Annotated in this window: 34 protein-coding genes and 1 pseudogene; all 35 read left to right on the plus strand. The window is 66.2% G+C overall.

The genetic code is table 11. The features are described 5' to 3' along the window. Positions 1–38 precede the first annotated feature (38 nt). The gene (locus tag ACZ6I3_RS34935) at positions 39–560 is read left to right on the plus strand and encodes a hypothetical protein (RefSeq protein ID WP_469420193.1); all 522 of its coding nucleotides are present in this window, start codon (positions 39–41) and stop codon (positions 558–560) included. A 67-nt stretch (positions 561–627) separates the two neighbouring features. Continuing rightward, a complete protein-coding gene (locus ACZ6I3_RS34940; RefSeq protein WP_469420195.1) occupies positions 628–1,278 on the plus strand; it encodes a hypothetical protein in 651 nt (216 codons plus the stop codon). Positions 1,279–1,285: 7 nt separating this feature from the next. Continuing rightward, the gene (locus ACZ6I3_RS34945; protein WP_469420196.1) at positions 1,286–1,828 is read left to right on the plus strand and encodes a barstar family protein; all 543 of its coding nucleotides are present in this window, start codon (positions 1,286–1,288) and stop codon (positions 1,826–1,828) included. A gap of 139 nt (positions 1,829–1,967) precedes the next feature. Beyond that, positions 1,968–5,060: a DUF6531 domain-containing protein gene (locus ACZ6I3_RS34950; protein ID WP_469420197.1), complete on the plus strand. Its 3,093-nt coding sequence runs from the start codon at positions 1,968–1,970 to the stop codon at positions 5,058–5,060. 134 nt (positions 5,061–5,194) lie between these two features. Next, positions 5,195–6,529: an RHS repeat-associated core domain-containing protein gene (locus ACZ6I3_RS34955; protein ID WP_469420198.1), complete on the plus strand. Its 1,335-nt coding sequence runs from the start codon at positions 5,195–5,197 to the stop codon at positions 6,527–6,529. Between the two features lie 23 nt (positions 6,530–6,552). After that, a complete protein-coding gene (locus tag ACZ6I3_RS34960; protein ID WP_469420199.1) occupies positions 6,553–7,023 on the plus strand; it encodes a hypothetical protein in 471 nt (156 codons plus the stop codon). A gap of 640 nt (positions 7,024–7,663) precedes the next feature. After that, a complete protein-coding gene (rpsJ, locus tag ACZ6I3_RS34965; protein ID WP_003948644.1) occupies positions 7,664–7,972 on the plus strand; it encodes a 30S ribosomal protein S10 in 309 nt (102 codons plus the stop codon). A 17-nt stretch (positions 7,973–7,989) separates the two neighbouring features. Beyond that, positions 7,990–8,634: a 50S ribosomal protein L3 gene (rplC, locus tag ACZ6I3_RS34970; RefSeq protein WP_030839681.1), complete on the plus strand. Its 645-nt coding sequence runs from the start codon at positions 7,990–7,992 to the stop codon at positions 8,632–8,634. Between the two features lie 7 nt (positions 8,635–8,641). Further along, a complete protein-coding gene (rplD, locus tag ACZ6I3_RS34975; protein WP_432973008.1) occupies positions 8,642–9,298 on the plus strand; it encodes a 50S ribosomal protein L4 in 657 nt (218 codons plus the stop codon). Further along, positions 9,298–9,717, plus strand: a complete 420-nt coding sequence (gene rplW / locus ACZ6I3_RS34980; RefSeq protein ID WP_469420201.1) for a 50S ribosomal protein L23 — start codon at positions 9,298–9,300, stop codon at positions 9,715–9,717. Before rplD ends, rplW begins: the two co-directional genes overlap by 1 nt. A gap of 40 nt (positions 9,718–9,757) precedes the next feature. Further along, complete coding sequence (rplB, locus tag ACZ6I3_RS34985) at positions 9,758–10,594, plus strand: 50S ribosomal protein L2 (RefSeq protein ID WP_030839671.1); 837 nt, start codon at positions 9,758–9,760, stop codon at positions 10,592–10,594. Positions 10,595–10,606: 12 nt separating this feature from the next. Next, the gene (gene rpsS / locus ACZ6I3_RS34990) at positions 10,607–10,888 is read left to right on the plus strand and encodes a 30S ribosomal protein S19 (protein WP_057607913.1); all 282 of its coding nucleotides are present in this window, start codon (positions 10,607–10,609) and stop codon (positions 10,886–10,888) included. Between the two features lie 42 nt (positions 10,889–10,930). Next, a complete protein-coding gene (gene rplV, locus ACZ6I3_RS34995) occupies positions 10,931–11,278 on the plus strand; it encodes a 50S ribosomal protein L22 (protein WP_031141295.1) in 348 nt (115 codons plus the stop codon). After that, a complete protein-coding gene (gene rpsC / locus ACZ6I3_RS35000) occupies positions 11,278–12,108 on the plus strand; it encodes a 30S ribosomal protein S3 (protein WP_399018807.1) in 831 nt (276 codons plus the stop codon). Before rplV ends, rpsC begins: the two co-directional genes overlap by 1 nt. A 5-nt stretch (positions 12,109–12,113) precedes the next feature. Next, positions 12,114–12,533: a 50S ribosomal protein L16 gene (rplP, locus tag ACZ6I3_RS35005; RefSeq protein WP_382584709.1), complete on the plus strand. Its 420-nt coding sequence runs from the start codon at positions 12,114–12,116 to the stop codon at positions 12,531–12,533. Continuing rightward, the gene (gene rpmC, locus ACZ6I3_RS35010) at positions 12,533–12,757 is read left to right on the plus strand and encodes a 50S ribosomal protein L29 (RefSeq protein WP_010036720.1); all 225 of its coding nucleotides are present in this window, start codon (positions 12,533–12,535) and stop codon (positions 12,755–12,757) included. Before rplP ends, rpmC begins: the two co-directional genes overlap by 1 nt. Further along, positions 12,757–13,044: a 30S ribosomal protein S17 gene (gene rpsQ, locus ACZ6I3_RS35015; protein WP_003992363.1), complete on the plus strand. Its 288-nt coding sequence runs from the start codon at positions 12,757–12,759 to the stop codon at positions 13,042–13,044. The genes rpmC and rpsQ overlap by 1 nt, the downstream gene beginning before the upstream one ends. A gap of 107 nt (positions 13,045–13,151) precedes the next feature. After that, positions 13,152–13,520, plus strand: coding sequence for a 50S ribosomal protein L14 (gene rplN / locus ACZ6I3_RS35020; RefSeq protein WP_184591446.1), 369 nt, complete (start codon positions 13,152–13,154; stop codon positions 13,518–13,520). Between the two features lie 2 nt (positions 13,521–13,522). Beyond that, a complete protein-coding gene (gene rplX / locus ACZ6I3_RS35025) occupies positions 13,523–13,846 on the plus strand; it encodes a 50S ribosomal protein L24 (protein WP_030046380.1) in 324 nt (107 codons plus the stop codon). Then, a complete protein-coding gene (rplE, locus tag ACZ6I3_RS35030) occupies positions 13,846–14,403 on the plus strand; it encodes a 50S ribosomal protein L5 (RefSeq protein ID WP_003992366.1) in 558 nt (185 codons plus the stop codon). The genes rplX and rplE overlap by 1 nt, the downstream gene beginning before the upstream one ends. Positions 14,404–14,408: 5 nt before the next feature. Then, positions 14,409–14,594, plus strand: a complete 186-nt coding sequence (locus tag ACZ6I3_RS35035) for a type Z 30S ribosomal protein S14 (protein ID WP_003948630.1) — start codon at positions 14,409–14,411, stop codon at positions 14,592–14,594. Between the two features lie 212 nt (positions 14,595–14,806). Beyond that, on the plus strand, positions 14,807–15,205 hold the full coding sequence (rpsH, locus tag ACZ6I3_RS35040; RefSeq protein WP_104789270.1) for a 30S ribosomal protein S8: 399 nt from the start codon (positions 14,807–14,809) through the stop codon (positions 15,203–15,205). 24 nt (positions 15,206–15,229) lie between these two features. After that, the gene (gene rplF / locus ACZ6I3_RS35045; RefSeq protein WP_215119438.1) at positions 15,230–15,769 is read left to right on the plus strand and encodes a 50S ribosomal protein L6; all 540 of its coding nucleotides are present in this window, start codon (positions 15,230–15,232) and stop codon (positions 15,767–15,769) included. A gap of 3 nt (positions 15,770–15,772) precedes the next feature. Continuing rightward, on the plus strand, positions 15,773–16,156 hold the full coding sequence (gene rplR, locus ACZ6I3_RS35050) for a 50S ribosomal protein L18 (RefSeq protein ID WP_030930487.1): 384 nt from the start codon (positions 15,773–15,775) through the stop codon (positions 16,154–16,156). 41 nt (positions 16,157–16,197) lie between these two features. Then, positions 16,198–16,803 (plus strand): 30S ribosomal protein S5, encoded by a 606-nt coding sequence (gene rpsE / locus ACZ6I3_RS35055; RefSeq protein ID WP_164332815.1) that lies wholly within the window; start codon positions 16,198–16,200, stop codon positions 16,801–16,803. A gap of 2 nt (positions 16,804–16,805) precedes the next feature. Then, complete coding sequence (gene rpmD / locus ACZ6I3_RS35060; RefSeq protein WP_052580766.1) at positions 16,806–16,985, plus strand: 50S ribosomal protein L30; 180 nt, start codon at positions 16,806–16,808, stop codon at positions 16,983–16,985. Positions 16,986–16,987: 2 nt separating this feature from the next. Beyond that, complete coding sequence (gene rplO, locus ACZ6I3_RS35065; protein WP_193482350.1) at positions 16,988–17,443, plus strand: 50S ribosomal protein L15; 456 nt, start codon at positions 16,988–16,990, stop codon at positions 17,441–17,443. Positions 17,444–17,689: 246 nt separating this feature from the next. After that, positions 17,690–19,006 (plus strand): preprotein translocase subunit SecY, encoded by a 1,317-nt coding sequence (secY, locus tag ACZ6I3_RS35070; protein WP_469420206.1) that lies wholly within the window; start codon positions 17,690–17,692, stop codon positions 19,004–19,006. Continuing rightward, complete coding sequence (locus ACZ6I3_RS35075) at positions 19,006–19,668, plus strand: adenylate kinase (protein ID WP_469420207.1); 663 nt, start codon at positions 19,006–19,008, stop codon at positions 19,666–19,668. Before secY ends, ACZ6I3_RS35075 begins: the two co-directional genes overlap by 1 nt. Positions 19,669–19,800: 132 nt before the next feature. Next, positions 19,801–20,637 carry a type I methionyl aminopeptidase gene (gene map / locus ACZ6I3_RS35080; protein WP_469420209.1) on the plus strand — a complete coding sequence of 279 codons (837 nt, stop codon included), beginning with the start codon at positions 19,801–19,803 and terminating at the stop codon, positions 20,635–20,637. Between the two features lie 211 nt (positions 20,638–20,848). Continuing rightward, positions 20,849–21,070 carry a translation initiation factor IF-1 gene (gene infA / locus ACZ6I3_RS35085; protein ID WP_003948620.1) on the plus strand — a complete coding sequence of 74 codons (222 nt, stop codon included), beginning with the start codon at positions 20,849–20,851 and terminating at the stop codon, positions 21,068–21,070. Positions 21,071–21,128: 58 nt separating this feature from the next. After that, complete coding sequence (rpmJ, locus tag ACZ6I3_RS35090; RefSeq protein WP_003948619.1) at positions 21,129–21,242, plus strand: 50S ribosomal protein L36; 114 nt, start codon at positions 21,129–21,131, stop codon at positions 21,240–21,242. 195 nt (positions 21,243–21,437) lie between these two features. Next, positions 21,438–21,818, plus strand: coding sequence for a 30S ribosomal protein S13 (gene rpsM / locus ACZ6I3_RS35095; RefSeq protein ID WP_469420210.1), 381 nt, complete (start codon positions 21,438–21,440; stop codon positions 21,816–21,818). Positions 21,819–21,883: 65 nt separating this feature from the next. Beyond that, positions 21,884–22,288, plus strand: coding sequence for a 30S ribosomal protein S11 (rpsK, locus tag ACZ6I3_RS35100; protein ID WP_003956432.1), 405 nt, complete (start codon positions 21,884–21,886; stop codon positions 22,286–22,288). A gap of 134 nt (positions 22,289–22,422) precedes the next feature. Next, positions 22,423–22,643, plus strand: a pseudogene (locus ACZ6I3_RS35105) (DNA-directed RNA polymerase subunit alpha); the annotation flags it as partial.

A 22,643-nucleotide genomic window follows, 5' to 3' on the forward strand; every position in this document is an offset into this window, starting at 1 on the left:
TCCGCAGATCGGCCGCTGCCATGCCGCGACAATGGAGCATGACCTCAGAAGCGGCGGCTCGCGACGACCACCTCGACCTGGACGCGATCGAGGAACTGTGCGTCGCCTCGACTCCGGATCCGGTATTGGCCGCCACCGCCAGGGAGACGGTGCCGTTGCTCGTGGCGGAGGTCAGGCGCCTGCGCTGGCTCGTCTCCTTCGGGGCGTGCGATACGGCCGGTACCACGGGCACGGAGTTCGTGCTGCCGCTCGACGAGGAGATGCTGGCGTACTTCCGCGAGATGGCGGACGTACTGGTGGAGCGCATCGGTATCTCCCGGGCGGAGGCGGTCGCGAGGATCAACGCGTCGTACGGGACGCGGGAGTGGGTCGCGCTGGACCTCCAGCTCATGGGGCACGAGCTGCCCGAGTACTGGGCCTACGGGGTGTACTACGGCCCGGACGACCAGCACCGTGTCCCGGTTGGGAGCCCGACCGCGGACGCGGACATCGACTTCAGCACACACCCCGTGCGCCCCGCACCACCGAAGGACTCGCCGTTCTGGACGCTGGAGAAGTAGTGGCACGATGTGCGCACGAGTGATCGAGCGAACATCGCGTGAGCGAGCGAACGGGGAGGCCGGCGTCATGGCCCGCTACATGGAGACTCTGACCGTCGAGCGGGGCGGTTTCCGGATCAAGGTGCCGGAGACGTGGTGGGAGTTCGATGTACGGCCGGAGTCACGGGACGACTCGATCCGCCGGATGGTGAGCGAACGTGTGCAGCAGCGCCCGGAGTTGGAGCAGTACCGCGGCACGTACGTCGACTTCCTCCAGAAGGCCGCCGCCGATGCCTGGAAGTCGGGCGCGCTGTACTGCGGCTGCATGGCGGAGAACTTCGGCGGCGAGACGCCGATAACCGGCTCGGTGACCGTCTCCCTGGTCGGCGGCCGCAACGAGCGGGGCGAGCCACTCTCGAACGACCCCTCTGTCATCGCGAGCCAGCTCGCGGTCAAGGAGGCCAAGCGGGAGGGCGACTCCTGGCGCAAGGTGACGACGGTCGACATCCCCGGAGTCGGTCCCGCCGCCCGCACGCACGGCATCGAGGACATCGCCGTACCCGGCGACGCCCTCAACCGCACCATCCGTGCCGTCCTGATGCAGACGTACATCCCCGTGCCGGGCCAGGAGGGCAAGGTGGCCCTGGTCGCCGGCAGCAGCCAGGTCCTCGACCTCGCGGACTCGTTCTTCGACATCTTCGACGCGATCACGTCGACGTTCCGGTTCACGGAGGCGTGATGAGGCAATGACCGGTGTCGACATCACCGGGACATCGAAGCCCTGGGTCATCTTCGTCGCGCGAGGAGATACCGGCATTCAACGGCAGCTGTCAGGGCTGGAGGCGAAAGGAGGGCGTGTCCACCACTTCGACTCCCGCGACCTGATCACCGAGGAGGGGGTCTACAGCTCCTTCGCGGAGGTCCTGCAGTTCCCCGGCTACTTCGGGAGGAATTGGGACTCCGTGGTGGACTGCCTGGATGACCTGTGCGGTGCCGTGACGGGCGGAGTCGGGATCGTGGGTGTGATCCATGACGCGGATCGAGTACTGGAGGCGGAACACTTCCCCCTGTTCGTGTCAGTCCTTTGTCAGGGTGCAGACCGTGCGAATGGGGCGGTAGATCTCGACGGGTTTCCCCTGGATCGTCTTGCGATCGCCGAACACTTCGTATTCGAGTTCCGTCAGTTCGATCGCGAGAAGGTTGCGCTGCGCATCGAACAACCTGACCTCACCGTCACCACCGGCGACTCCTTCGTCGCTGCCACTCTCAACCCCCGGATGTGGCAGTGAAGTCGCGGCGAGCGGGCCGTGCTCGGACGCCGTCCGCAATGTGGGGGGGGGCTCATGTTTCCGTCGAACGGTTGTGCCTTGTAAGTTTACGTGTGCATACGGTTGTTGACGTTGATGTGCGTGTGACGGGGGTTGCGGTATGGCAGGGCACAGGCCTACGGACTGGCATGTCCTGGATCTGGACAAGGACCCGACGCCGGGCGACCCGCAACGCGTCCGCACGCTCGCGAAGCATCTGCACGACTTCGCCGACGATGTCTCCGAGGGGCTGCGTCTGGTCAAGGGCATGGCGGGGGAGGGCACGCTCCTTGAGTGGGCGGGCAAGTCCGCGGATGTGTTCAAGGAGGACTTCGCGGATGTCCCGAAGAACCTCAAGAAGCTGAAGAAGTCGTACGAGATGTGCGGCGACGCGCTCTCCGATTTCTGGCCGAAGCTGGAGCGGGCGCAGTCCCTGGCGGACAAGGCGCTGCGCAAGGGCCGCGAGGCGCGCGACACCCTTTCCTCCGCCCAGTCCCGACTCGCCTCCGCCGACTCATGGGTCACGCGGGCTGGCAAGGAAGCGGACAAGTACAAGGACGACCCCACCGGCAGCAAGTCGGACGCGGACAAGCCGGACGAGGCCAAGGTCCGCGCCGCCACCCGGGATGTGCAGCACGCCAAGTCGGCCCAGTCCAAGGCGCAGTCGGACGTCTCCGACGCGCAGGACGCGCTGGCGGCGGCGAAGAAGATGGCCGAGGACGCGCGCAAGATGCGCGAGGACGCGGCCCGCGAGGCGAAGTCGAAGATCGACGAGGCCTCCGACGCCGGGATCCAGAACAGGTCGTGGTGGGAGGAGGTCGGCGACTGGTTCGTCGACAACTGGGACACCATCGTGGCGGTGTGCAAGGTCGTCGTCGCTGTGGTCGGGATCGTCGCGATGATCATCGGTGGTCCGATCCTGGGTGCGATCGTGCTGATCGCCGCCGCAGTCGTCCTCGCCGACACGCTCTACAAATACTCCAAGGGGCAGGCGTCCCTATGGGATGTGGGGCTGGCCGCGCTGGACTGCATACCCGGCATGAAGGGCCTGACCACTCTCGGTGGTCTGGCCAAGGGGCTCAAAGTCGTTGGCAAGGGTGGCCTGAAGGCCATGGCCAAGGGATTCGGGAAAGGCCTTCGGCGAGAGGCCGACGATGCTGCGGCGAAGGCCAAGCCGTCCAAGGGGCGCTGCAAGAACGGCGATCCGATCGACATGGTCTCCGGCGAGATGCTCATGGAAGAGACCGATGTCGAGTTGCCTGGGTTGCTCCCACTGGTACTCCGTCGCACTCATCTGTCCACTTACCAATACGGCCGCTGCTTCGGACCGTCCTGGGCCTCCACCTTGGACGAACGCCTCGAGCTGGACGATGAAGGAGCCGTCTTCGCTACCGAGGACGGAATGCTGCTCTTCTACCCGGTGCCCCGACCGGGCACATCGGTCATGCCGCTGGAGGGCCCGCGTTGGCCGCTGGACTGGGATGGCCTACCTGGTGCTCCCGTGCGCATCTCCGACCCCACCACTGGCGTCACCCGCCACTTCGCTCCTGGGAAAAACCCGGTCGCAGTGGACGAAGCCTTCTCACTGCCCCTGGCCGCGATCACTGACGACAGCGGTTTCCGCATCGACTTCGATCGCGATGCCGACGGCACGCCCGTCGCGGTGCGTGACTCCGGCGGCCGCTACTTGCATGTCGACACAACCGATGGCCGTGTCACTCGGCTTCGTCTGCGCAACCCGGAGGCCGGCCCCGAAGGCACGGTCCTCAAGAGCTTCGGCTACAGCTCCGACGGCGACCTCACCGAGATCTACAACTCCAGTGGCCTGCCGCGGAAGCTCACCTACGACGATCGTGCCCGCATCACGTCGTGGACCGACCGCAACGGTTACTGGTATCGCTTCACCTTCGACGTTCTGGATCGCTGCATCCGCGGCGAGGGCGCCGATGGCGGCCTTTCGTGCACCATCGAGTACGACACCGAGGACCGCGAGACGCGATACACCGACGCGCTCGGCAACACGACGACGTACCTTCACAACGAGCTGGGTCAACTCGTCGCCGAGACCGATCCTCTCGGTCACACCACACATTCTGAATGGGACCGTTACGGACGGCTGCTGTCCCGTACCGACGAGCTGGGCAAGATGACCCGCTTCATCCTGGGCGAGCACGGCCAGCCGGTCCGGATCGACCGGCCGGACGGGACAGGCGTGCAGGTGGAGTACAGCGACGGTGTTCTGCCCGTCGCCGTCACGGAAGCCGACGGGGCTCGCTGGGAGCGCACCTACGACGGTCGGGGCAACCTGCTCACCAGCACCGATCCGCTGGGAGCCGTGAGTGAGTACTCGTACGACGAACGAGGGCACCGGATCGCCGAGACCGACGCGCTCGGCGACACGTTCCGCTTCGCCACCGACGAGTCCGGACTGCCCGTCCAGGTCGTGGACCCGCGCGGCAGCGTCGTAACCGTCCACAGGGACGCCTTCGGCCGCGTCGTGCGGATGGATGATCCGGTCGGTGGGACTGTCCGCCAGAGATGGGACCCGGAGGGTCGGCTCCTGTGGCGGGAGCGCGCCGACGGCTTCAGGGAGACCTGGTCCTACGATGCGGAGGGCAATCTCATGTCCCACCGTGACGCCGGTGGTTTCGTCACCGCCTTCGAGTACGGCGCCTTCGACCTGCCGAGTGCCCGGACCGACCCTGACGGCACGCGCTACCGCTTCACTCACGACGCGGAGCTGCGACTCGTCGGCGTTACCAACCCATCTGGCGACGAGTGGAGTTACTGGTACGACGCGGCAGGCCGTCTGATCGGTGAAACGGACTTCAATGGTCGCACCCTCGGTTACGTCCTCGATCCCACTGGCCGTCAGGTCGAGCGAACCAACGGCAGCGGGCAGACAACGCGCGTCACCCGCGACGCTGCCGGGCGGGTGGTGACGGCGCGGACTGACGCCGATGGGATCACCACCCTGAGCTACGACGCGGCCGGTCGTCTGATCGAAGCCGTGAACCCCGGCAGCAGGTCGCCTTCCGCTACGACGCCCTGGGCAGGATCGTCACCGAGACCGTCGACGGCCGTACGGTCAGCAGCCAGTACGACCTGTTGGGCCGGCGGACACGGCGCACTACGCCGTCCGGTGCCACCTCGCACTGGTCGTACGACTCGGCGGGTCTGCCCGAGTCGCTCGTCACCGACGGCGGGGAGCTGACCTTCACCCACGACGCGGCTGGCCGGGAAACCGCTCGCGGATTGGCCGGTGTCGCGATGCTGACACAGTCATGGGACGCTGGCCACCGCCTCGTCGAACAGGTCATCAGCGCCGATACGCAAGGGAAAGCCGACGTGCGGCAGGCCCGCTCGTACGCCTACCGCGAGGACGGCCACGTCGCAGCGGTCACCGACCGGCTCGGCGGCACCCGCAGGTTCGATCTCGACCGCGCGGGCCGTGTCACCCAGGTATCGGCCACCTCCTGGACCGAAACCTATGCCTACGACGACCTGGGCAATCTCAAGGCTGCCACTCACCCTGGCCCTGGTGGACAGGATGCGCAGGGGACGTTGCGACATTCCGGAACGAAGGCCACCGCGGCGGGCCGCACCACCTACGAGCATGACGCTCAGGGGCGGGTGGCACGCGTGATCCGGCGAACCCTGTCCGGGCTGCGCAGGATCTGGACGTACACCTGGGACACCGAGGACCGGCTCGTCGAGGCCGAGACACCGGACAACGGTGTGTGGCACTACCGCTACGACGTACTCGGCAGACGCACCGCCAAGAACCGAGTGGACGCGGACGGCGCGGTGGTCGACGAGACCCTCTTCACCTGGGACTCAACCAATCTCGCTGAGCAGCAGAGGCTTCGGGACGGGGTGGTGGAGACCGACACGTGGGACTGGGAGCCGGGCACCCACCGGGCGGCCGCACAGTTGCGCAGGCGGTGGCGCCCGGACGCCCCGGACGATGTCGACAGGCAGTTCTACGCGATCGTCACCGACCTGGTCGGCACCCCCAGTGAACTCGTCACTGAGGACGGCGAGATCGCCTGGCGGTCCGCCACCAGCCTGTGGGGAAGGCCCTTGGCCGACGACGGCAGCGGCCTGTGTCCGCTGTCCTTCCCGGGCCAGTACCGCGACCCGGAAACCGGCCTGCACTACAACCTGTCCCGTTACTACGACCCGGACACCGCCAGCTACCTCTCGCCCGACCCGCTCGGCTTGGTCCCTGCCCCGAACCGCCACGCGTACGTCGGCAACCCGCTCCGCTGGAGCGACCCGCTCGGTTTGGAGGACGGCGAGCCGATCCGCGTCTACGACGACTCGACGTACGACAAGCACGGTTCGAGCAGCAGCTCGTCGGCTAAGGGCGAGATCGGTCGTGCCCCTTCGAACGGTCAGGCCGCGCTGGACCGGTCCATCACTCGGGGCGACGGCAGCACACCCAATGACTTCCGGCGCATCGGCGTGGATCACGTCAACAACGAGATTGTGGTCCTCGACCGGCATCACTACGAAACCGACAAGAACGGCAAGATCGTCAAGGAGATCTACCATGGCCACGTTCAGGCCTCGTACCCCTCCAGCGCTGTCAAGGAGAACCACCTGACCAAGCTCGTCAGGGCCGGAATGATCAACAACAAGAAGAAGCAGAAGGTGCTCCCGCCCAAGTGCGACGGGTGACAGGTGGAGGAGGAAGACCGGTCATGGCGTCCAGATGGGATTGGGAGAGCGGCGAGGGTCTGCTGGGCATAGACGACCCCGCCGAGGTGGACGCGGCGTTCGAGCGCGGCGAGCGGTCTCTTGGGACGGCTGTGATCGGGTTGGCCTTCAACTGTTCGCTGGAGGATGCGTCGCCCCGGATTGTCCGGGCGATGCAACTGCCGGACGTCGCTCAGCGCGCTTTCGCGTTCACTGCGGCCGGCGCAGCAGCACGACTCAACGGCGAGTTGACCCCAGAGCTGTACGCCGCGCTGCGGGCGGAAGGCCCCGGCCGCAAGAGCATCGCCGTGAACGCCATCGACGACACCCTTGACCACGTGTCGTTCCGGCGGCTGCCGCTGTGGCTCAAGTGGTGGAAGGTCGTGTCCAAGGTGCAGGACAAACTGGAGACCTGGCGGCTGGAGATCACCTACGCGGTCGGTGACGCTTGGAAGGCCTTGCGCCGACGGGGCTGATGGAGGGAACTCGGCTGTGGCAGCCCGGTCGGGGACCCGGGGCGGGGTGTAAGTCTGATGCGCTTCATGATCCCGCCGAGCGGGACGCCGCATACGAGCGTGGCGAGCGGCACCTCGGCACGGAGGCGACCGGGTCTCTCAGCGATGCGCCGTACCAGGGGGCTCATCGTCCAAGATCTACACGTCTCCGCTCCCCGGGGGGTGTCATTGCGAGCCCCGGTTTGACCTAAGTCACCCCCGGGGTATTCTCTCCGGCTCGATTGGCGTCCCCCCCGCCCCATATGGCAGACTGTCCGAGTTGCTCGGTCGAGTGTTGATGCTGCGCGCCTCCCGCCGGGAGGACTGGAAGCGAGTCCCACAGTACTCGTCGCCCCAACTGCCATACGGCAGCGCTGAGGCGGACGTACGGGAATCTTCCGGGAAGTGTCAGCGCGGCACCGGCCAGGCACCCGGTGGGCCTTCCGCCCCCGGCTCGCGGTTCCGGCAGGGCCGTGTGCAATCCCGCAGGGATGTTCGAACAAGGGGCATCCATGTCAGCGAGAGTGCGACACGCCCGACCGCGTGGGTCGGAGGAACGAAGGCAGCAGAAGGAATCCGCCGGGTTCCAGAGCGTTACGAGAGACAGGACTACTGAGTAGCCATGGCGGGACAGAAGATCCGCATCCGGCTCAAGGCCTACGACCACGAGGTCATCGACTCCTCGGCGAAGAAGATCGTCGAGACGGTGACTCGCACTGGTGCGTCGGTCGCGGGCCCGGTGCCGCTGCCCACTGAGAAGAACGTGTACTGCGTCATCAAGTCGCCGCACAAGTACAAGGACTCGCGCGAGCACTTCGAGATGCGCACGCACAAGCGCCTGATCGACATTCTCGACCCGACCCCCAAGACCGTTGACTCTCTGATGCGACTCGACCTCCCGGCCGGTGTCGACATCGAGATCAAGCTCTGAAGGCCGGTGATCTGAGAATGGCTAAGCAGATCAAGGGCATCCTGGGCGAGAAGCTCGGCATGACGCAGGTGTGGGACGCGAACAACCGCGTTGTTCCGGTCACCGTCGTCAAGGCCGGCCCCAATGTCGTCACCCAGGTCCGCACGAACGACGTCGACGGCTACGAGTCCGTCCAGATCGCGTTCGGCGAGATCGACCCGCGCAAGGTGAACAAGCCCCTCAAGGGCCACTTCGCCAAGGCCGACGTCACTCCCCGCCGCCACCTCGTCGAGATCCGTACCGCTGACGCCAGCGAGTACACCCTCGGCCAGGAGATCACCGCTGAGGTGTTCGAGGCCGGCCTCAAGGTCGACGTGACCGGCAAGAGCAAGGGCAAGGGCTTCGCCGGTGTCATGAAGCGTCACAACTTCAAGGGCCTCGGCGCCGGACACGGCACCCAGCGCAAGCACCGCTCCCCCGGTTCCATCGGTGGCTGCGCCACCCCGGGCCGCGTGTTCAAGGGCCTCCGCATGGCGGGTCGCATGGGCAACGAGCGTGTCACCACCCAGAACCTGACCGTCCACGCCGTTGACGCGGAGAAGGGTCTGCTGCTCATCAAGGGCGCGGTTCCCGGTCCGAACGGCGGCCTCGTCCTGGTCCGCACCGCGGCCAAGGGGGCCTGAGGTACCGATGAGCACTGTTGACATCCTTTCGCCTGCAGGCGAGAAGACCGGTAGCGTCGAGCTCCCCGCGGAGATCTTCGGCGTGGAGAAGATCAGCATCCCGCTGATCCACCAGGTCGTCGTCGCGCAGAACGCCGCTGCCCGCCAGGGCACGCACAAGACCAAGCGTCGCGGTGAAGTCCGTGGTGGCGGCAAGAAGCCGTACCGCCAGAAGGGCACCGGTCGCGCCCGTCAGGGTTCGACCCGCGCGCCGCAGTTCGCCGGTGGTGGCGTCGTGCACGGTCCCGTGCCGCGCGACTACTCGCAGCGGACCCCGAAGAAGATGAAGGCTGCCGCTCTGCGTCACGCCCTCACCGACCGGGCCCGCCACAACCGCATCCACGTCGTCTCCGGCGTCATCGAGGGTGAGAACCCGTCGACGAAGGCCGCCAAGTCGCTGTTCGGCAAGATCTCGGAGCGCAAGAACCTGCTCCTGGTCGTCGACCGCGCCGATGAGGCCGCGTGGCTGTCCGCCCGTAACCTGCCCCAGGTCCACATCCTGGAGCCGGGCCAGCTGAACACGTACGACGTTCTCGTCTCGGACGACGTGGTCTTCACCCAGGCCGCCTTCGAGTCCTTCGTGTCCGGCCCGAAGGCCAATGACACCGAAGGGAGCGCGGCCTGATGGCTATCCGTCACCCCGCTATCGCCTCCAAGGCGGCGAAGAAGGCGAAGGCCGCGCGCGTCGCCAAGGCGCGTCGCCACGCCACCGAGGGCAAGAACACCGTCGAGACCCCGCTGAGCAAGTCGTTCACGGACCCCCGTGACGTGCTGCTCAAGCCGGTTGTCTCGGAGAAGAGCTACGCGCTTCTCGACGAGGGCAAGTACACGTTCGTCGTCGACCCCAGCGCCAACAAGACCCAGATCAAGCAGGCCGTCCAGGCGGTCTTCTCGGTCAAGGTCACCGGGGTCAACACGATCAACCGCCAGGGCAAGCGCAAGCGCACCAAGACCGGTTTCGGTCAGCGTGCCGGCACCAAGCGCGCGATCGTGACCCTTGCCGAGGGCGACCGTATCGACATCTTCGGCGGTCCGACCGCCTAAGGGCGGTCCGGATCGTCCGATATCGGACGAGGACTGAGAAATGGGAATCCGCAAGTACAAGCCGACTACGCCGGGCCGTCGCGGCTCCAGCGTCGCCGACTTCGTCGAGGTCACGCGGTCCACGCCGGAGAAGTCGTTGGTCCGCCCCCTGCACAGCAAGGGTGGCCGTAACAACTCCGGTCGTGTGACCGTCCGCCACCAGGGCGGTGGCCACAAGCGCGCCTACCGCGTGATCGACTTCCGTCGTCACGACAAGGACGGCGTGCCGGCGAAGGTCGCGCACATCGAGTACGACCCCAACCGCACCGCGCGCATCGCGCTGCTGCACTACGCCGACGGCGAGAAGCGCTACATCCTCGCCCCGCGCAACCTGCAGCAGGGTGACCGCGTCGAGAACGGTCCCGGGGCCGACATCAAGCCGGGCAACAACCTTGCCCTGCGCAACATCCCGGTCGGTACCACGCTGCACGCCATCGAGCTGCGTCCGGGCGGCGGCGCGAAGTTCGCCCGCTCCGCCGGCGCCTCGGTGCAGCTGCTCGCGAAGGAGGGCTCGATGGCCCACCTCCGCATGCCGTCCGGTGAGATCCGCCTGGTCGACCAGCGCTGCCGCGCCACGGTCGGCGAGGTGGGCAACGCCGAGCAGAGCAACATCAACTGGGGTAAGGCGGGCCGTAAGCGCTGGCTGGGCGTTCGCCCGACCGTGCGTGGTGTGGTCATGAACCCGGTGGACCACCCGCACGGTGGTGGCGAAGGCCGTACCTCGGGTGGTCGTCACCCGGTGTCCCCTTGGGGCAAGAAGGAAGGCCGTACTCGTTCGCCCAAGAAGGCGTCGAACAAGTACATCGTCCGCCGCCGCAAGACGAACAAGAAGCGCTAAGGACGGGTTGAGATGCCTCGTAGCTTGAAGAAGGGGCCCTTCGTCGACGACCACCTGATCAAGAAGGTGGACGCTCAGAACGAAGCCGGCAGCAAGAACGTCATCAAGACCTGGTCCCGTCGCTCCATGATCGTGCCGGCCATGCTCGGCCACACGCTCGCGGTGCACAACGGCAAGACCCACATTCCGGTGTTTGTCACCGAGTCGATGGTCGGCCACAAGCTCGGCGAGTTCTCGCCGACGCGCACCTTCCGGGGTCACGTCAAGGACGACCGGAAGTCGAAGCGCCGCTAAGCGCGGGGTGGAATGACCATGACAGACACTGGAAGGACAACCATGGAAGCCAGGGCCCAGGCGCGGTACATCCGCGTCACGCCCATGAAGGCCCGCCGCGTGGTGGACCTCATCCGTGGCATGAACGCCACGGAGGCTCAGGCGGTCCTGCGTTTCGCCCCGCAGGCCGCGAGCCAGCCGGTCGGCAAGGTGCTGGACAGCGCCATTGCCAACGCCGCGCACAACTACGACCACACCGATGTCGACAGCCTCTTCGTCTCCGAGGCCTACGTCGACGAGGGCCCGACCCTGAAGCGGTTCCGTCCGCGCGCCCAGGGCCGTGCCTACCGGATCCGCAAGCGGACCAGCCACATCACCGTGGTCGTCAGCAGCAAGGAAGGAACCCGGTAATGGGCCAGAAGGTAAACCCGCACGGGTTCCGGCTCGGTGTCACGACCGACTTCAAGTCGCGTTGGTACGCCGACAAGCTGTACAAGGACTACGTCAAGGAAGACGTCGCCATCCGTCGGATGATGACGTCCGGCATGGAGCGCGCCGGCATCTCGAAGGTGGAGATCGAGCGCACCCGTGACCGTGTGCGTGTGGACATCCACACCGCGCGTCCGGGCATCGTCATCGGCCGCCGTGGCGCCGAGGCCGACCGCATCCGCGGTGACCTCGAGAAGCTCACGGGCAAGCAGGTCCAGCTGAACATCCTCGAGGTCAAGAGCCCCGAGACGGACGCTCAGCTGGTTGCCCAGGCCGTCGCCGAGCAGCTCTCCTCCCGCGTCTCCTTCCGTCGTGCCATGCGCAAGAGCATGCAGGGCACGATGAAGGCCGGCGCCAAGGGCATCAAGATCCAGTGCGGTGGCCGCCTCGGTGGCGCCGAGATGTCCCGCTCGGAGTTCTACCGCGAGGGCCGTGTGCCCCTGCACACGCTCCGCGCGAACGTGGACTACGGCTTCTTCGAGGCCAAGACGACCTTCGGCCGCATCGGTGTGAAGGTCTGGATCTACAAGGGCGACGTCAAGAACATCGCCGAGGTCCGCGCCGAGAACGCCGCTGCCCGCGCCGGCAACCGCCCGGCCCGTGGCGGCGCTGACCGCCCGGCCCGTGGTGGCCGCGGTGGCGAGCGTGGCGGTCGCGGTCGCAAGCCGCAGCAGGCTGCTGGTTCCGAGGCCCCCAAGGCCGAGGCTCCCGCGTCCGCCGCTCCGGCTGAGAGCACCGGAACGGAGGCCTGACCGAAATGCTGATCCCCCGTAGGGTCAAGCACCGCAAGCAGCACCACCCCAAGCGCAACGGCATGTCCAAGGGTGGCACGCAGGTTGCGTTCGGCGAGTACGGCATTCAGGCCATGACCCCGGCTTACGTGACGAACCGGCAGATCGAGGCAGCTCGTATCGCCATGACCCGTCACATCAAGCGTGGCGGCAAGGTCTGGATCAACATCTACCCGGACCGCCCGCTCACGAAGAAGCCCGCCGAGACCCGCATGGGTTCCGGTAAGGGTTCTCCGGAGTGGTGGATCGCCAACGTCAAGCCCGGACGCGTGATGTTCGAGCTGTCGTACCCCAACGAGAAGATCGCGCGCGAGGCCCTGACCCGTGCGGCCCACAAGCTGCCGATGAAGTGCAAGATCGTCAAGCGCGAGGCAGGTGAAGCGTGATGTCGGCCGGTACCAAGGCGTCCGAGCTGCGCGAGCTGGGCAACGAGGAGCTGCTCAACAAGCTCCGCGAGGCCAAGGAAGAGCTGTTCAACCTCCGCTTCCAGGCGGCGACGGGTCAGCTCGAGAACCACGGCCGGCTGAAGGCCGTCCGTAAGGACATCGCGCGGATCTACACCCTGATGCGTGAGCGCGAGCTGGGCATCGAGACGGTGGAGAGCGCCTGATGAGTGAGAGCAACGTGACTGAGCAGACTGCAGAGGCCCGCGGCTTCCGCAAGACCCGTGAGGGTCTCGTCGTCAGCGACAAGATGGACAAGACCGTCGTCGTCGCCGTCGAGGACCGCGTCAAGCACGCGCTGTACGGCAAGGTCATCCGCCGTACCAACAAGCTCAAGGCGCACGACGAGCAGAACGCCGCGGGTGTCGGCGACCGTGTCCTCCTCATGGAGACCCGGCCGCTGTCCGCGACGAAGCGCTGGCGCGTCGTCGAGATCCTCGAGAAGGCCAAGTAATCCCTCCTAGGGGGACCCCCTAGGAATCGTTCCGCCAGGCTCGGCAGGGGCCGACCTCGCAAGAGGAGAGCCCCTGCCGGGAACCGGCAGACAACCAGGAGATAGACGTGATCCAGCAGGAGTCGCGACTGCGTGTCGCCGACAACACGGGTGCGAAGGAAATCCTCTGCATCCGTGTGCTCGGTGGCTCCGGTCGCCGCTACGCGGGTGTCGGTGACGTCATCGTCGCCACCGTCAAGGACGCGATCCCCGGCGGCAACGTGAAGAAGGGTGACGTCATCAAGGCGGTCATCGTTCGCACCGTCAAGGAGCGCCGCCGTCCGGACGGCTCGTACATCCGCTTCGACGAGAACGCCGCTGTCATTCTGAAGAACGACGGCGACCCTCGTGGCACCCGTATCTTCGGCCCGGTCGGCCGTGAGCTGCGCGAGAAGAAGTTCATGAAGATCATCTCCCTCGCGCCGGAGGTGCTGTGAGCATGAAGATCAAGAAGGGCGACCTGGTCCAGGTCATCACCGGTAAGGACAAGGGCAAGCAGGGCAAGGTCATTGCCGCTTACCCGCGCGACGAGCGTGTCCTGGTCGAGGGTGTCAACCGGGTCAAGAAGCACACCAAGGCAGGTCCGACGGCCAAGGGTTCGCAGGCCGGCGGCATCGTCACCACCGAGGCGCCGATCCACGTCTCCAACGTCCAGCTGGTCGTGGAGAAGGACGGCAACAAGGTCGTGACCCGCGTCGGTTACCGCTTCGACGACGAAGGCAACAAGATCCGCGTTGCCAAGCGGACGGGTGAGGACATCTGATGACGACCACCACCAGCCCGCGTCTGAAGCAGAAGTACCGTGAGGAGATCACGGGCAAGCTGCGTGACGAGTTCAAGTACGAGAACGTCATGCAGATCCCCGGTCTCGTCAAGATCGTGGTCAACATGGGTGTGGGCGACGCCGCCCGCGACTCCAAGCTGATCGAGGGTGCCATCAAGGACCTCACCACGATCACCGGTCAGAAGCCGGCCGTCACCAAGGCCCGCAAGTCCATCGCGCAGTTCAAGCTGCGTGAGGGCCAGCCGATCGGTGCCCACGTCACGCTCCGTGGCGACCGCATGTGGGAGTTCCTGGACCGCACCCTGTCGCTCGCGCTGCCGCGCATCCGCGACTTCCGCGGCCTGTCCCCCAAGCAGTTCGACGGCCGTGGCAACTACACCTTCGGTCTCACGGAGCAGGTCATGTTCCACGAGATCGACCAGGACAAGATCGACCGCACCCGGGGTATGGACATCACCGTGGTGACCACGGCGACCAACGACGCTGAGGGCCGTGCGCTCCTTCGTCACCTCGGCTTCCCCTTCAAGGAGGCGTGAGCGAGATGGCGAAGAAGGCTCTGATCGCTAAGGCTGCTCGCAAGCCGAAGTTCGGTGTGCGTGGCTACACCCGCTGCCAGCGTTGTGGCCGCCCGCACTCCGTGTACCGCAAGTTCGGCCTGTGCCGCGTGTGCCTTCGTGAGATGGCTCACCGTGGCGAGCTGCCGGGCGTGACCAAGAGCTCCTGGTAGTCCCCTTTTAGGGATTCCCAGGGCTCTCGGTAAGCAATGGGCGTGTCAGGCGCCCTCCCTTCCATGGCTTAGGCTTGGAGGGTTGGGCGCCTGACAGTCGCCCGTACGACTTACTACGCCGTAGGTCCACCGCGCCGCACCCGTCCCGTCTCGGATCGGGGAGAGGGATGGCGCACCAGGAAACCCCGGCGAGAGAGGCCGAAGGCCAATTCATGACCATGACTGATCCGATCGCAGACATGCTGACGCGTCTGCGGAACGCGAACTCGGCATACCACGACTCCGTGACGATGCCGGCGTCGAAGATCAAGTCGCACATCGCGGAGATCCTCCAGCAGGAGGGCTTCATCACGGGCTGGAAGGTCGAGGACGCCGAGGTCGGCAAGAACCTCGTCCTGGAGCTGAAGTTCGGCCCCAACCGTGAGCGCTCCATCGCGGGCATCAAGCGGATCTCCAAGCCCGGTCTCCGGGTGTACGCGAAGTCCACCAACCTGCCGAAGGTTCTGGGCGGCCTGGGCGTGGCCATCATCTCCACGTCCCACGGTCTCCTGACCGGCCAGCAGGCGCAGAAGAAGGGCGTGGGTGGGGAAGTCCTCGCCTACGTCTGGTAATTCGGGAACGGAGGAGAGACAGCAATGTCGCGTATCGGCAAGCTCCCCATCCCGGTTCCCGCCGGCGTGGACGTCACCATCGACGGCCGTACGGTCGCGGTCAAGGGCCCCAAGGGCGAACTGACCCACACCGTCATCGCGCCGATCGACATCGCCAAGGCCGAGGACGGCACCCTTCAGGTGCTCCGGCCCAACGACGAGCGGCAGAGCAAGGCCCTGCACGGCCTGTCCCGCACGCTGGTGGCGAACATGATCACCGGTGTGACCCAGGGATACGTCAAGAAGCTCGAAATCAGCGGTGTCGGCTACCGTGTCCTGGCCAAGGGCTCCAACCTGGAGTTCTCTCTGGGCTACAGCCACCCGATCCTGGTCGAGGCCCCCGAGGGCATCACCTTCAAGGTGGAGTCCCCGACCCGTTTCTCGGTCGAGGGCATCGACAAGCAGAAGGTCGGCGAGGTTGCGGCCAACATCCGCAAGCTGCGCAGGCCCGACCCGTACAAGGCCAAGGGCGTCAAGTACGAGGGCGAAGTCATCCGCCGCAAGGTCGGAAAGGCGGGTAAGTAAGCCATGGCATACGGACAGAAGATCCTTAAGGGCGACGCCTACAAGCGCGCCGCGATCAAGCGCCGCCACATCCGGATCCGTAAGAACATCAACGGAACGGCGGAGCGTCCGCGTCTGGTCGTTACCCGCTCGAACCGCCACATCGTGGCCCAGGTGATCGACGACATCAAGGGTCACACCCTTGCGTCGGCGTCCACCCTGGACACCTCGATCCGCGGTGGCGAGGGCGACAAGTCCGCGCAGGCCAAGCAGGTCGGCGCCCTGGTCGCCGAGCGCGCCAAGGCCGCCGGTGTCGAGGCCGTCGTGTTCGACCGTGGTGGTAACCAGTACGCGGGGCGCATCGCCGCCCTGGCGGACGCCGCCCGCGAGGCCGGGCTCAAGTTCTGAGCCGGTTCCGTAGCTAGCGGAAACAGAGAGAGGTAATTCCAATGGCTGGACCCCAGCGCCGCGGTGGCGGTGCCGGTGGCGGCGAGCGGCGGGACCGGAAGGGCCGTGACGGCGGCGCTGCTGCCGCCGAGAAGACCGCGTACGTTGAGCGCGTTGTCGCGATCAACCGCGTCGCCAAGGTTGTGAAGGGTGGTCGTCGCTTCAGCTTCACCGCGCTGGTCGTGGTGGGCGACGGTGACGGCACCGTGGGTGTCGGATACGGCAAGGCCAAGGAGGTGCCGGCCGCCATCGCCAAGGGTGTTGAGGAGGCCAAGAAGCACTTCTTCAAGGTCCCCCGCATCCAGGGCACCATCCCGCACCCCATCCAGGGTGAGAAGGCTGCCGGCGTCGTGCTGCTCAAGCCCGCGTCGCCCGGTACCGGTGTTATCGCCGGTGGTCCGGTGCGTGCCGTGCTCGAGTGCGCCGGTATCCACGACGTGCTGTCGAAGTCGCTCGGCTCCGACAACGCGATCAACATCGTGCACGCGACCGTGGAGGCCCTCCGTGGCCTGCAGCGTCCCGAGGAGATCGCGGCCCGCCGTGGTCTGCCCCTCGAGGACGTCGCCCCCGCGGCTCTTCTCCGTGCGCGTGCCGGGGCGGGTGCGTAATCATGGCGCAGCTCAAGATTACGCAGGTCAAGTCCTACATCGGCAGCAAGCAGAACCACCGTGACACCCTGCGTTCCCTTGGTCTCAAGGGCATCAACACGCAGGTCGTCAAGGAGGACCGCCCCGAGTTCCGCGGCATGGTGCACACCGTCCGCCACCTCGTGACGGTTGAGGAGGTCTGATCATGGCGGAGAACAACCCGCTGAAGATCCACAACCTCCGTCCGGCCCCCGGCGCCAAGACCGCCAAGACCCGTGTCGGTCGTGGTGAGGCGTCGAAGGGTAAGACGGCCGGTCGTGGTACCAAGGGCACGAAGGCCCGTTACCAGGTTCCGGAGCGCTTCGAGGGTGGCCAGATGCCCCTCCACATGCGTCTCCCGAAGCTGAAGGGCTTCAAGAACCCGTTCAAGACGGAGTTCCAGGTCGTGAACCTGGACAAGCTCGCCGCCCTCTACCCCGAGGGTGGGGAGGTCACCGTTGCCGACCTGGTCGCCAAGGGTGCCGTCCGCAAGAACAGCCTCGTCAAGGTCCTCGGCCAGGGCGAGCTCTCCGTGGCGCTGCAGGTGACGGTCGACGCCGTCTCCGGCTCCGCCAAGGAGAAGATCACCGCCGCCGGCGGTACCGTCACCGAGCTCGTCTGAACACCACAGGCGTCTTGATGACCTGAGCGATCCCGACCGGGGATACCCCACATATGGGGTATCCCCGGTTGGTCGTTCCTAGGGCGGCAGTCACGCCGGTAAGGTGGCCTGCACTGCCCTCTTTTCACAGGGTGCTTCACTTCGGGCACTCTGAGCGGCAGTTGACCGTTACCTATGTCGTTGTTCCTATTGGACTCTCAAGACCGTCACCCTTGACGCAGTTGCGCGGGGGTCGCAGGAGGCACCGTGCTTACCGCGTTCGCCCGGGCGTTCAAGACGCCCGACCTGCGCAAGAAGCTGCTCTTCACGCTCGCCATCATCGTGGTCTACCGGGTCGGTACACACGTCCCGATCCCAGGTGTCGATTACCGGAACGTCCAGACCTGTATCGACAATGCCCAGGCCAACCAGGGCATCTTCGGTCTGGTCAACATGTTCAGTGGCGGTGCGCTGCTGCAGATCACCATCTTCGCGCTGGGCATCATGCCGTACATCACGGCGAGCATCATCCTCCAGCTGCTGACCGTGGTGATCCCCCGCCTGGAAGCCCTGAAGAAGGAGGGCCAGGCCGGTACGGCGAAGATCACGCAGTACACCCGTTACCTGACGATCGCCCTCGCCATCCTCCAGGGCACCGGCCTCGTCGCCACCGCCCGCAGCGGCGCCCTGTTCCAGGGCTGCCCCGTGGCCAGCCAGATCGTCCCCGACCAGTCGATCTTCATCACCATCACCATGGTCATCACGATGACCGCCGGCACGGCGGCGGTGATGTGGCTCGGTGAGCTCATCACCGACCGCGGTATCGGCAACGGCATGTCGATCCTGATGTTCATCTCGATCGCCGCCACCTTCCCGTCCGCCCTGTGGGCCATCAAGCAGGAGGGCTCCCTGGCCGGCGGCTGGATCGAGTTCGGCACGGTCATCCTGGTCGGCTTCGCCATGGTCGGCCTGGTGGTCTTCGTCGAGCAGGCCCAGCGCCGCATCCCGGTCCAGTACGCCAAGCGCATGATCGGCCGTCGTTCCTACGGCGGTACGTCCACCTACATCCCGCTCAAGGTGAACCAGGCGGGTGTGATCCCCGTCATCTTCGCCTCGTCGCTGCTCTACATCCCGGCGCTGGTCGCCCAGTTCGCCGGGGGTAGCCAGTCGGGGTGGAAGACCTGGATCGAGCAGCACTTCGTCAAGGGCGACCACCCGTACTACATCGTTACGTACTTCCTGCTGATCGTTTTCTTCGCGTTCTTCTACGTGGCGATCTCCTTCAACCCCGAGGAAGTCGCCGACAACATGAAGAAGTATGGTGGCTTCATCCCGGGCATCCGGGCTGGCCGACCGACCGCTGAGTATCTGAGCTACGTACTCAACCGGATCACCTGGCCGGGTTCGTTGTACTTGGGGCTGATCGCTCTCGTGCCGACGATGGCGTTGGCAGGTTTCGGGGCAAACCAGAACTTCCCGTTCGGCGGGACCAGCATCCTGATCATCGTGGGTGTGGGCCTCGAGACCGTGAAGCAGATCGAGAGCCAGCTCCAGCAGCGCAATTACGAAGGGTTCCTCCGCTGATGCGTATCGTCCTCGTCGGGCCGCCGGGCGCCGGTAAGGGAACGCAGGCCGCGTTCCTGGCCAGAAACCTGTCGATCCCGCACATCTCCACGGGCGACCTGTTCCGGGCCAACATCAGCCGGCAGACGGACCTCGGCAAACTGGCGAAGTCCTACATCGACGCGGGCAACCTGGTGCCGGACGAGGTCACCATCGCCATGGCGAAGGACCGCATGGAGCAGCCGGACGCCGAGAACGGCTTCCTGCTGGACGGCTTCCCCCGCAACGTCTCGCAGGCCGAGGCGCTCGACGAGCTGCTCGAGGCCGAGACCATGCAGCTCGACGCGGTGCTGGACCTGGAGGTCCCCGAGGACGAGGTCGTCAAGCGGATCGCCGGCCGGCGCGTCTGCCGCAAGGAGTCGGCGCACGTCTTCCACGTGACGTACAAGCCGGCCGCCAAGGAGGGCGTCTGCGACGTCTGCGGCGGCGAGCTGTACCAGCGGGGCGACGACTCCGAGGAGACCGTCCGCAAGCGGCTGGAGGTCTACCACACGCAGACCGAGCCGATCATCGACTACTACAAGGCGCAGGGCCTGGTGGTCACGATCTCCGCGCTCGGCAAGGTGGAGGACGTCACGACGCGCGCCATGGAGGCGCTGAAGCGTGACGAGGGCGACAATTAGTCGTTCGTACGCAGCCACGGCCGCGGTTCCCCCAGGGGAGCCGCGGCTGCTGCGTGGGGCGGGGTCGCTCGCGCCGCCCCTTATCGTTGAAGGCGTTCATTCTCTCTCCGGTCCAGAAAGGCCGTAGTCCCCATGGTGCAGATCAAGACCTCCGAGCAGATCGCCAAGATGCGTGAGGCGGGCCTGGTCGTCGCCGCCATCCACGCGGCGACCCGTGAAGCCGCCGTGCCGGGGGCCACGACGAAGGATCTGGACCAGGTCGCCCGCAAGGTGCTCGCCGAGCACGACGCCAAGCCGAACTTCCTCGGCTACGGCGGCTTCCCGGCGACGATCTGCACGTCCGTGAACGAGGTCGTCGTCCACGGAATCCCGTCCGACGACCTCGTCCTCAAGGACGGGGACGTCATCTCCATCGACTGCGGCGCGATCATCGACGGCTGGCACGGCGACGCCGCCTACACGGCCTTCGTCGGCTCCGGCCACTCCCCGGAGCTGGTCGAGCTCTCCCGGGTGACCGAGGAGTCGATGTGGGCCGGCATCGCGGCCATGAAGCAGGGCAACCGGCTGGTCGACGTCTCCCGGGCCATCGAGACGTACATCCGCCGCCAGCCGAAGCCCGGCGGTGGCAAGTACGGGATCATCGAGGACTACGGCGGCCACGGCATCGGCACCGAGATGCACATGGACCCGCACCTGCTGAACTATGTCGAGCGGCGGCGCGGCAAGGGCCCGAAGCTGGTGCCGGGGTTCTGTCTCGCCATCGAGCCGATGGTCTCGCTGGGGACGCCGAAGACGGAGGTCCTCGAGGACGACTGGACCGTCATCACGACGGACGGCACATGGTCGTCGCACTGGGAGCACTCGGTCGCGCTGACCGAGGAGGGGCCGTTGGTGCTGACGTCTCCCGACGGGGGGAAGGCGAAGCTCGCCGAGCTGGGGATCACGGCAGCTCCTGATCCGCTGGGCTGAGCGCCGTCTGCGGCTGCGGGCCGGTGGGTGTTGTTCGCGCGGTTCCCCGCGCCCCTTCGGGGGCGCTTAAAGCTCTGCCCGCTGGGGCAGACTCTCTCGATTCGTGTTTCTGAGGGGCCTGACGTAGACTGACTCGTCGGCTCTGGTGCACCCGCATGTCTGCATGCGCTCGCTCGGAGTCGATCAAGGTAGTCGATTCGAAGGGCGAAGCGTGGCCAAGAAGCAAGGTGCCATCGAGATCGAGGGCACTGTCGTCGAGTCTCTTCCGAACGCCATGTTCAAGGTCGAGCTCCAGAACGGCCACCAGGTCCTGGCACACATCAGCGGCAAGATGCGCATGCACTACATCCGCATCCTCCCTGACGACCGGGTCGTGGTGGAGCTGTCTCCGTACGACCTGACGCGTGGCCGGATCGTCTACCGCTACAAGTAGATCTTGCCCCGCATCTCGCCTCGGCGAGGTGGTGGCACTGACCCGGAGAACCTCACTAATGAAGGTCAAGCCGAGCGTCAAGAAGATCTGCGACAAGTGCAGGGTGATCCGCCGTCACGGCCGGGTCATGATCATCTGCGACAACCCGCGCCACAAGCAGCGCCAGGGCTGATCGACAGCGGATCGCACCCTCTGCATCCATCGCAGGGATTCGCGCGACGCGAGCAATATGTTCATACGCAGGACCCGGGCGGACACCGTTCGCCTGACACCCCTGGTTCGGAGGCCGGGGACCCAGTTCGTACCTCATACGGCGGCTGGGATTCGGTTCTGTGGAAGACCTCCGACAAGTAACTGGAGCCATTGAATGGCACGCGTTTCCGGTGTTGACATCCCGCGCGAAAAGCGCGTGGAGGTCGCCCTCACCTACGTGTTCGGCATCGGCCGGACCCTCGCGCAGCAGACGCTGGCCGCCACCGGCGTCGACCCGAACACCCGCGTTCGCGACCTCTCCGAGGAGCAGCTCGTCGCGATCCGCGAGTTCGTGGACAGCAACATCAGGACCGAGGGTGACCTCCGTCGTGAGATCCAGGCCGACATCCGCCGCAAGGTCGAGATCGGCTGCTACCAGGGTCTGCGTCACCGCCGCGGCCTGCCCGTCCGCGGTCAGCGCACCAGCACCAACGCCCGCACCCGCAAGGGCCCGCGTCGCGCCATCGCCGGCAAGAAGAAGCCGGGCAAGAAGTAGTCCGCAGCGGACGCCTGTCCACGGTCTTCGCTGTAGGACCGACCACCTCCCGTAGGAGTTAAGAGATGCCCCCCAAGGGACGTCAGGGCGCTGCCAAGAAGGTGCGCCGCAAGGAAAAGAAGAACGTCGCTCACGGCCACGCGCACATCAAGAGCACGTTCAACAACACGATCGTCTCGATCACGGACCCCTCGGGCAACGTGATCTCCTGGGCCTCCGCCGGCCACGTCGGCTTCAAGGGCTCGCGCAAGTCCACGCCGTTCGCCGCGCAGATGGCCGCCGAGTCGGCTGCCCGCCGCGCCCAGGAGCACGGCATGCGCAAGGTCGACGTCTTCGTCAAGGGCCCGGGCTCCGGTCGTGAGACCGCGATCCGCTCCCTGCAGGCGACCGGCCTCGAGGTCGGCTCCATCCAGGACGTCACGCCGACCCCGCACAACGGCTGCCGTCCGCCCAAGCGCCGTCGCGTCTGATCTTTCACCGATCTGACGCAGGTCGCTTGGTCTGAGGTTTTCGGGCGGTATGGCTCTTTCGGGCCATACCGCCCGTACCCTTGTTACACATCAGGGCGTCAAATAGCGGGCGCCCCTGACAGAAGGATCACCACATGCTGATCGCTCAGCGTCCCTCGTTGGCCGAAGAGGTCGTCGACGAGTTCCGCTCCCGGTTCGTGATCGAGCCGCTGGAGCCGGGCTTCGGTTACACCCTCGGCAACTCCCTGCGTCGTACGCTCCTGTCGTCGATCCCGGGTGCGGCGGTCACGTCCATCCGTATCGACGGTGTCCTGCACGAGTTCACCACCGTGCCGGGCGTCAAGGAGGACGTCAC

The organism is Streptomyces sp. NPDC041940 (genome assembly GCF_055589465.1).

Coding starts and splice junctions, on each gene's coding strand:
- rplC (WP_030839681.1), top strand. CDS start 7,990: ATGGCTAAGCAGATCAAGGGCATCCTGGGCGAGAAGCTCGGCATGACG.
- rpsE (WP_164332815.1), top strand. CDS start 16,198: ATGGCTGGACCCCAGCGCCGCGGTGGCGGTGCCGGTGGCGGCGAGCGG.
- rplX (WP_030046380.1), top strand. CDS start 13,523: ATGAAGATCAAGAAGGGCGACCTGGTCCAGGTCATCACCGGTAAGGAC.
- rpsC (WP_399018807.1), top strand. CDS start 11,278: ATGGGCCAGAAGGTAAACCCGCACGGGTTCCGGCTCGGTGTCACGACC.
- rplV (WP_031141295.1), top strand. CDS start 10,931: ATGGAAGCCAGGGCCCAGGCGCGGTACATCCGCGTCACGCCCATGAAG.
- ACZ6I3_RS34945 (WP_469420196.1), top strand. CDS start 1,286: ATGACCGGTGTCGACATCACCGGGACATCGAAGCCCTGGGTCATCTTC.
- rplB (WP_030839671.1), top strand. CDS start 9,758: ATGGGAATCCGCAAGTACAAGCCGACTACGCCGGGCCGTCGCGGCTCC.
- rpsQ (WP_003992363.1), top strand. CDS start 12,757: ATGAGTGAGAGCAACGTGACTGAGCAGACTGCAGAGGCCCGCGGCTTC.
- ACZ6I3_RS34935 (WP_469420193.1), top strand. CDS start 39: ATGACCTCAGAAGCGGCGGCTCGCGACGACCACCTCGACCTGGACGCG.
- rplR (WP_030930487.1), top strand. CDS start 15,773: ATGGCATACGGACAGAAGATCCTTAAGGGCGACGCCTACAAGCGCGCC.
- ACZ6I3_RS34940 (WP_469420195.1), top strand. CDS start 628: ATGGCCCGCTACATGGAGACTCTGACCGTCGAGCGGGGCGGTTTCCGG.
- rplF (WP_215119438.1), top strand. CDS start 15,230: ATGTCGCGTATCGGCAAGCTCCCCATCCCGGTTCCCGCCGGCGTGGAC.
- rpsH (WP_104789270.1), top strand. CDS start 14,807: ATGACCATGACTGATCCGATCGCAGACATGCTGACGCGTCTGCGGAAC.
- ACZ6I3_RS34950 (WP_469420197.1), top strand. CDS start 1,968: ATGGCAGGGCACAGGCCTACGGACTGGCATGTCCTGGATCTGGACAAG.
- map (WP_469420209.1), top strand. CDS start 19,801: ATGGTGCAGATCAAGACCTCCGAGCAGATCGCCAAGATGCGTGAGGCG.
- ACZ6I3_RS34960 (WP_469420199.1), top strand. CDS start 6,553: ATGGCGTCCAGATGGGATTGGGAGAGCGGCGAGGGTCTGCTGGGCATA.
- rpmJ (WP_003948619.1), top strand. CDS start 21,129: ATGAAGGTCAAGCCGAGCGTCAAGAAGATCTGCGACAAGTGCAGGGTG.
- rpsS (WP_057607913.1), top strand. CDS start 10,607: ATGCCTCGTAGCTTGAAGAAGGGGCCCTTCGTCGACGACCACCTGATC.
- rpsK (WP_003956432.1), top strand. CDS start 21,884: ATGCCCCCCAAGGGACGTCAGGGCGCTGCCAAGAAGGTGCGCCGCAAG.
- rpmD (WP_052580766.1), top strand. CDS start 16,806: ATGGCGCAGCTCAAGATTACGCAGGTCAAGTCCTACATCGGCAGCAAG.
- rplE (WP_003992366.1), top strand. CDS start 13,846: ATGACGACCACCACCAGCCCGCGTCTGAAGCAGAAGTACCGTGAGGAG.
- rplW (WP_469420201.1), top strand. CDS start 9,298: ATGGCTATCCGTCACCCCGCTATCGCCTCCAAGGCGGCGAAGAAGGCG.
- ACZ6I3_RS35035 (WP_003948630.1), top strand. CDS start 14,409: ATGGCGAAGAAGGCTCTGATCGCTAAGGCTGCTCGCAAGCCGAAGTTC.
- rplO (WP_193482350.1), top strand. CDS start 16,988: ATGGCGGAGAACAACCCGCTGAAGATCCACAACCTCCGTCCGGCCCCC.
- rplP (WP_382584709.1), top strand. CDS start 12,114: ATGCTGATCCCCCGTAGGGTCAAGCACCGCAAGCAGCACCACCCCAAG.
- rpmC (WP_010036720.1), top strand. CDS start 12,533: ATGTCGGCCGGTACCAAGGCGTCCGAGCTGCGCGAGCTGGGCAACGAG.
- rpsJ (WP_003948644.1), top strand. CDS start 7,664: ATGGCGGGACAGAAGATCCGCATCCGGCTCAAGGCCTACGACCACGAG.
- rpsM (WP_469420210.1), top strand. CDS start 21,438: ATGGCACGCGTTTCCGGTGTTGACATCCCGCGCGAAAAGCGCGTGGAG.
- rplD (WP_432973008.1), top strand. CDS start 8,642: ATGAGCACTGTTGACATCCTTTCGCCTGCAGGCGAGAAGACCGGTAGC.
- ACZ6I3_RS35075 (WP_469420207.1), top strand. CDS start 19,006: ATGCGTATCGTCCTCGTCGGGCCGCCGGGCGCCGGTAAGGGAACGCAG.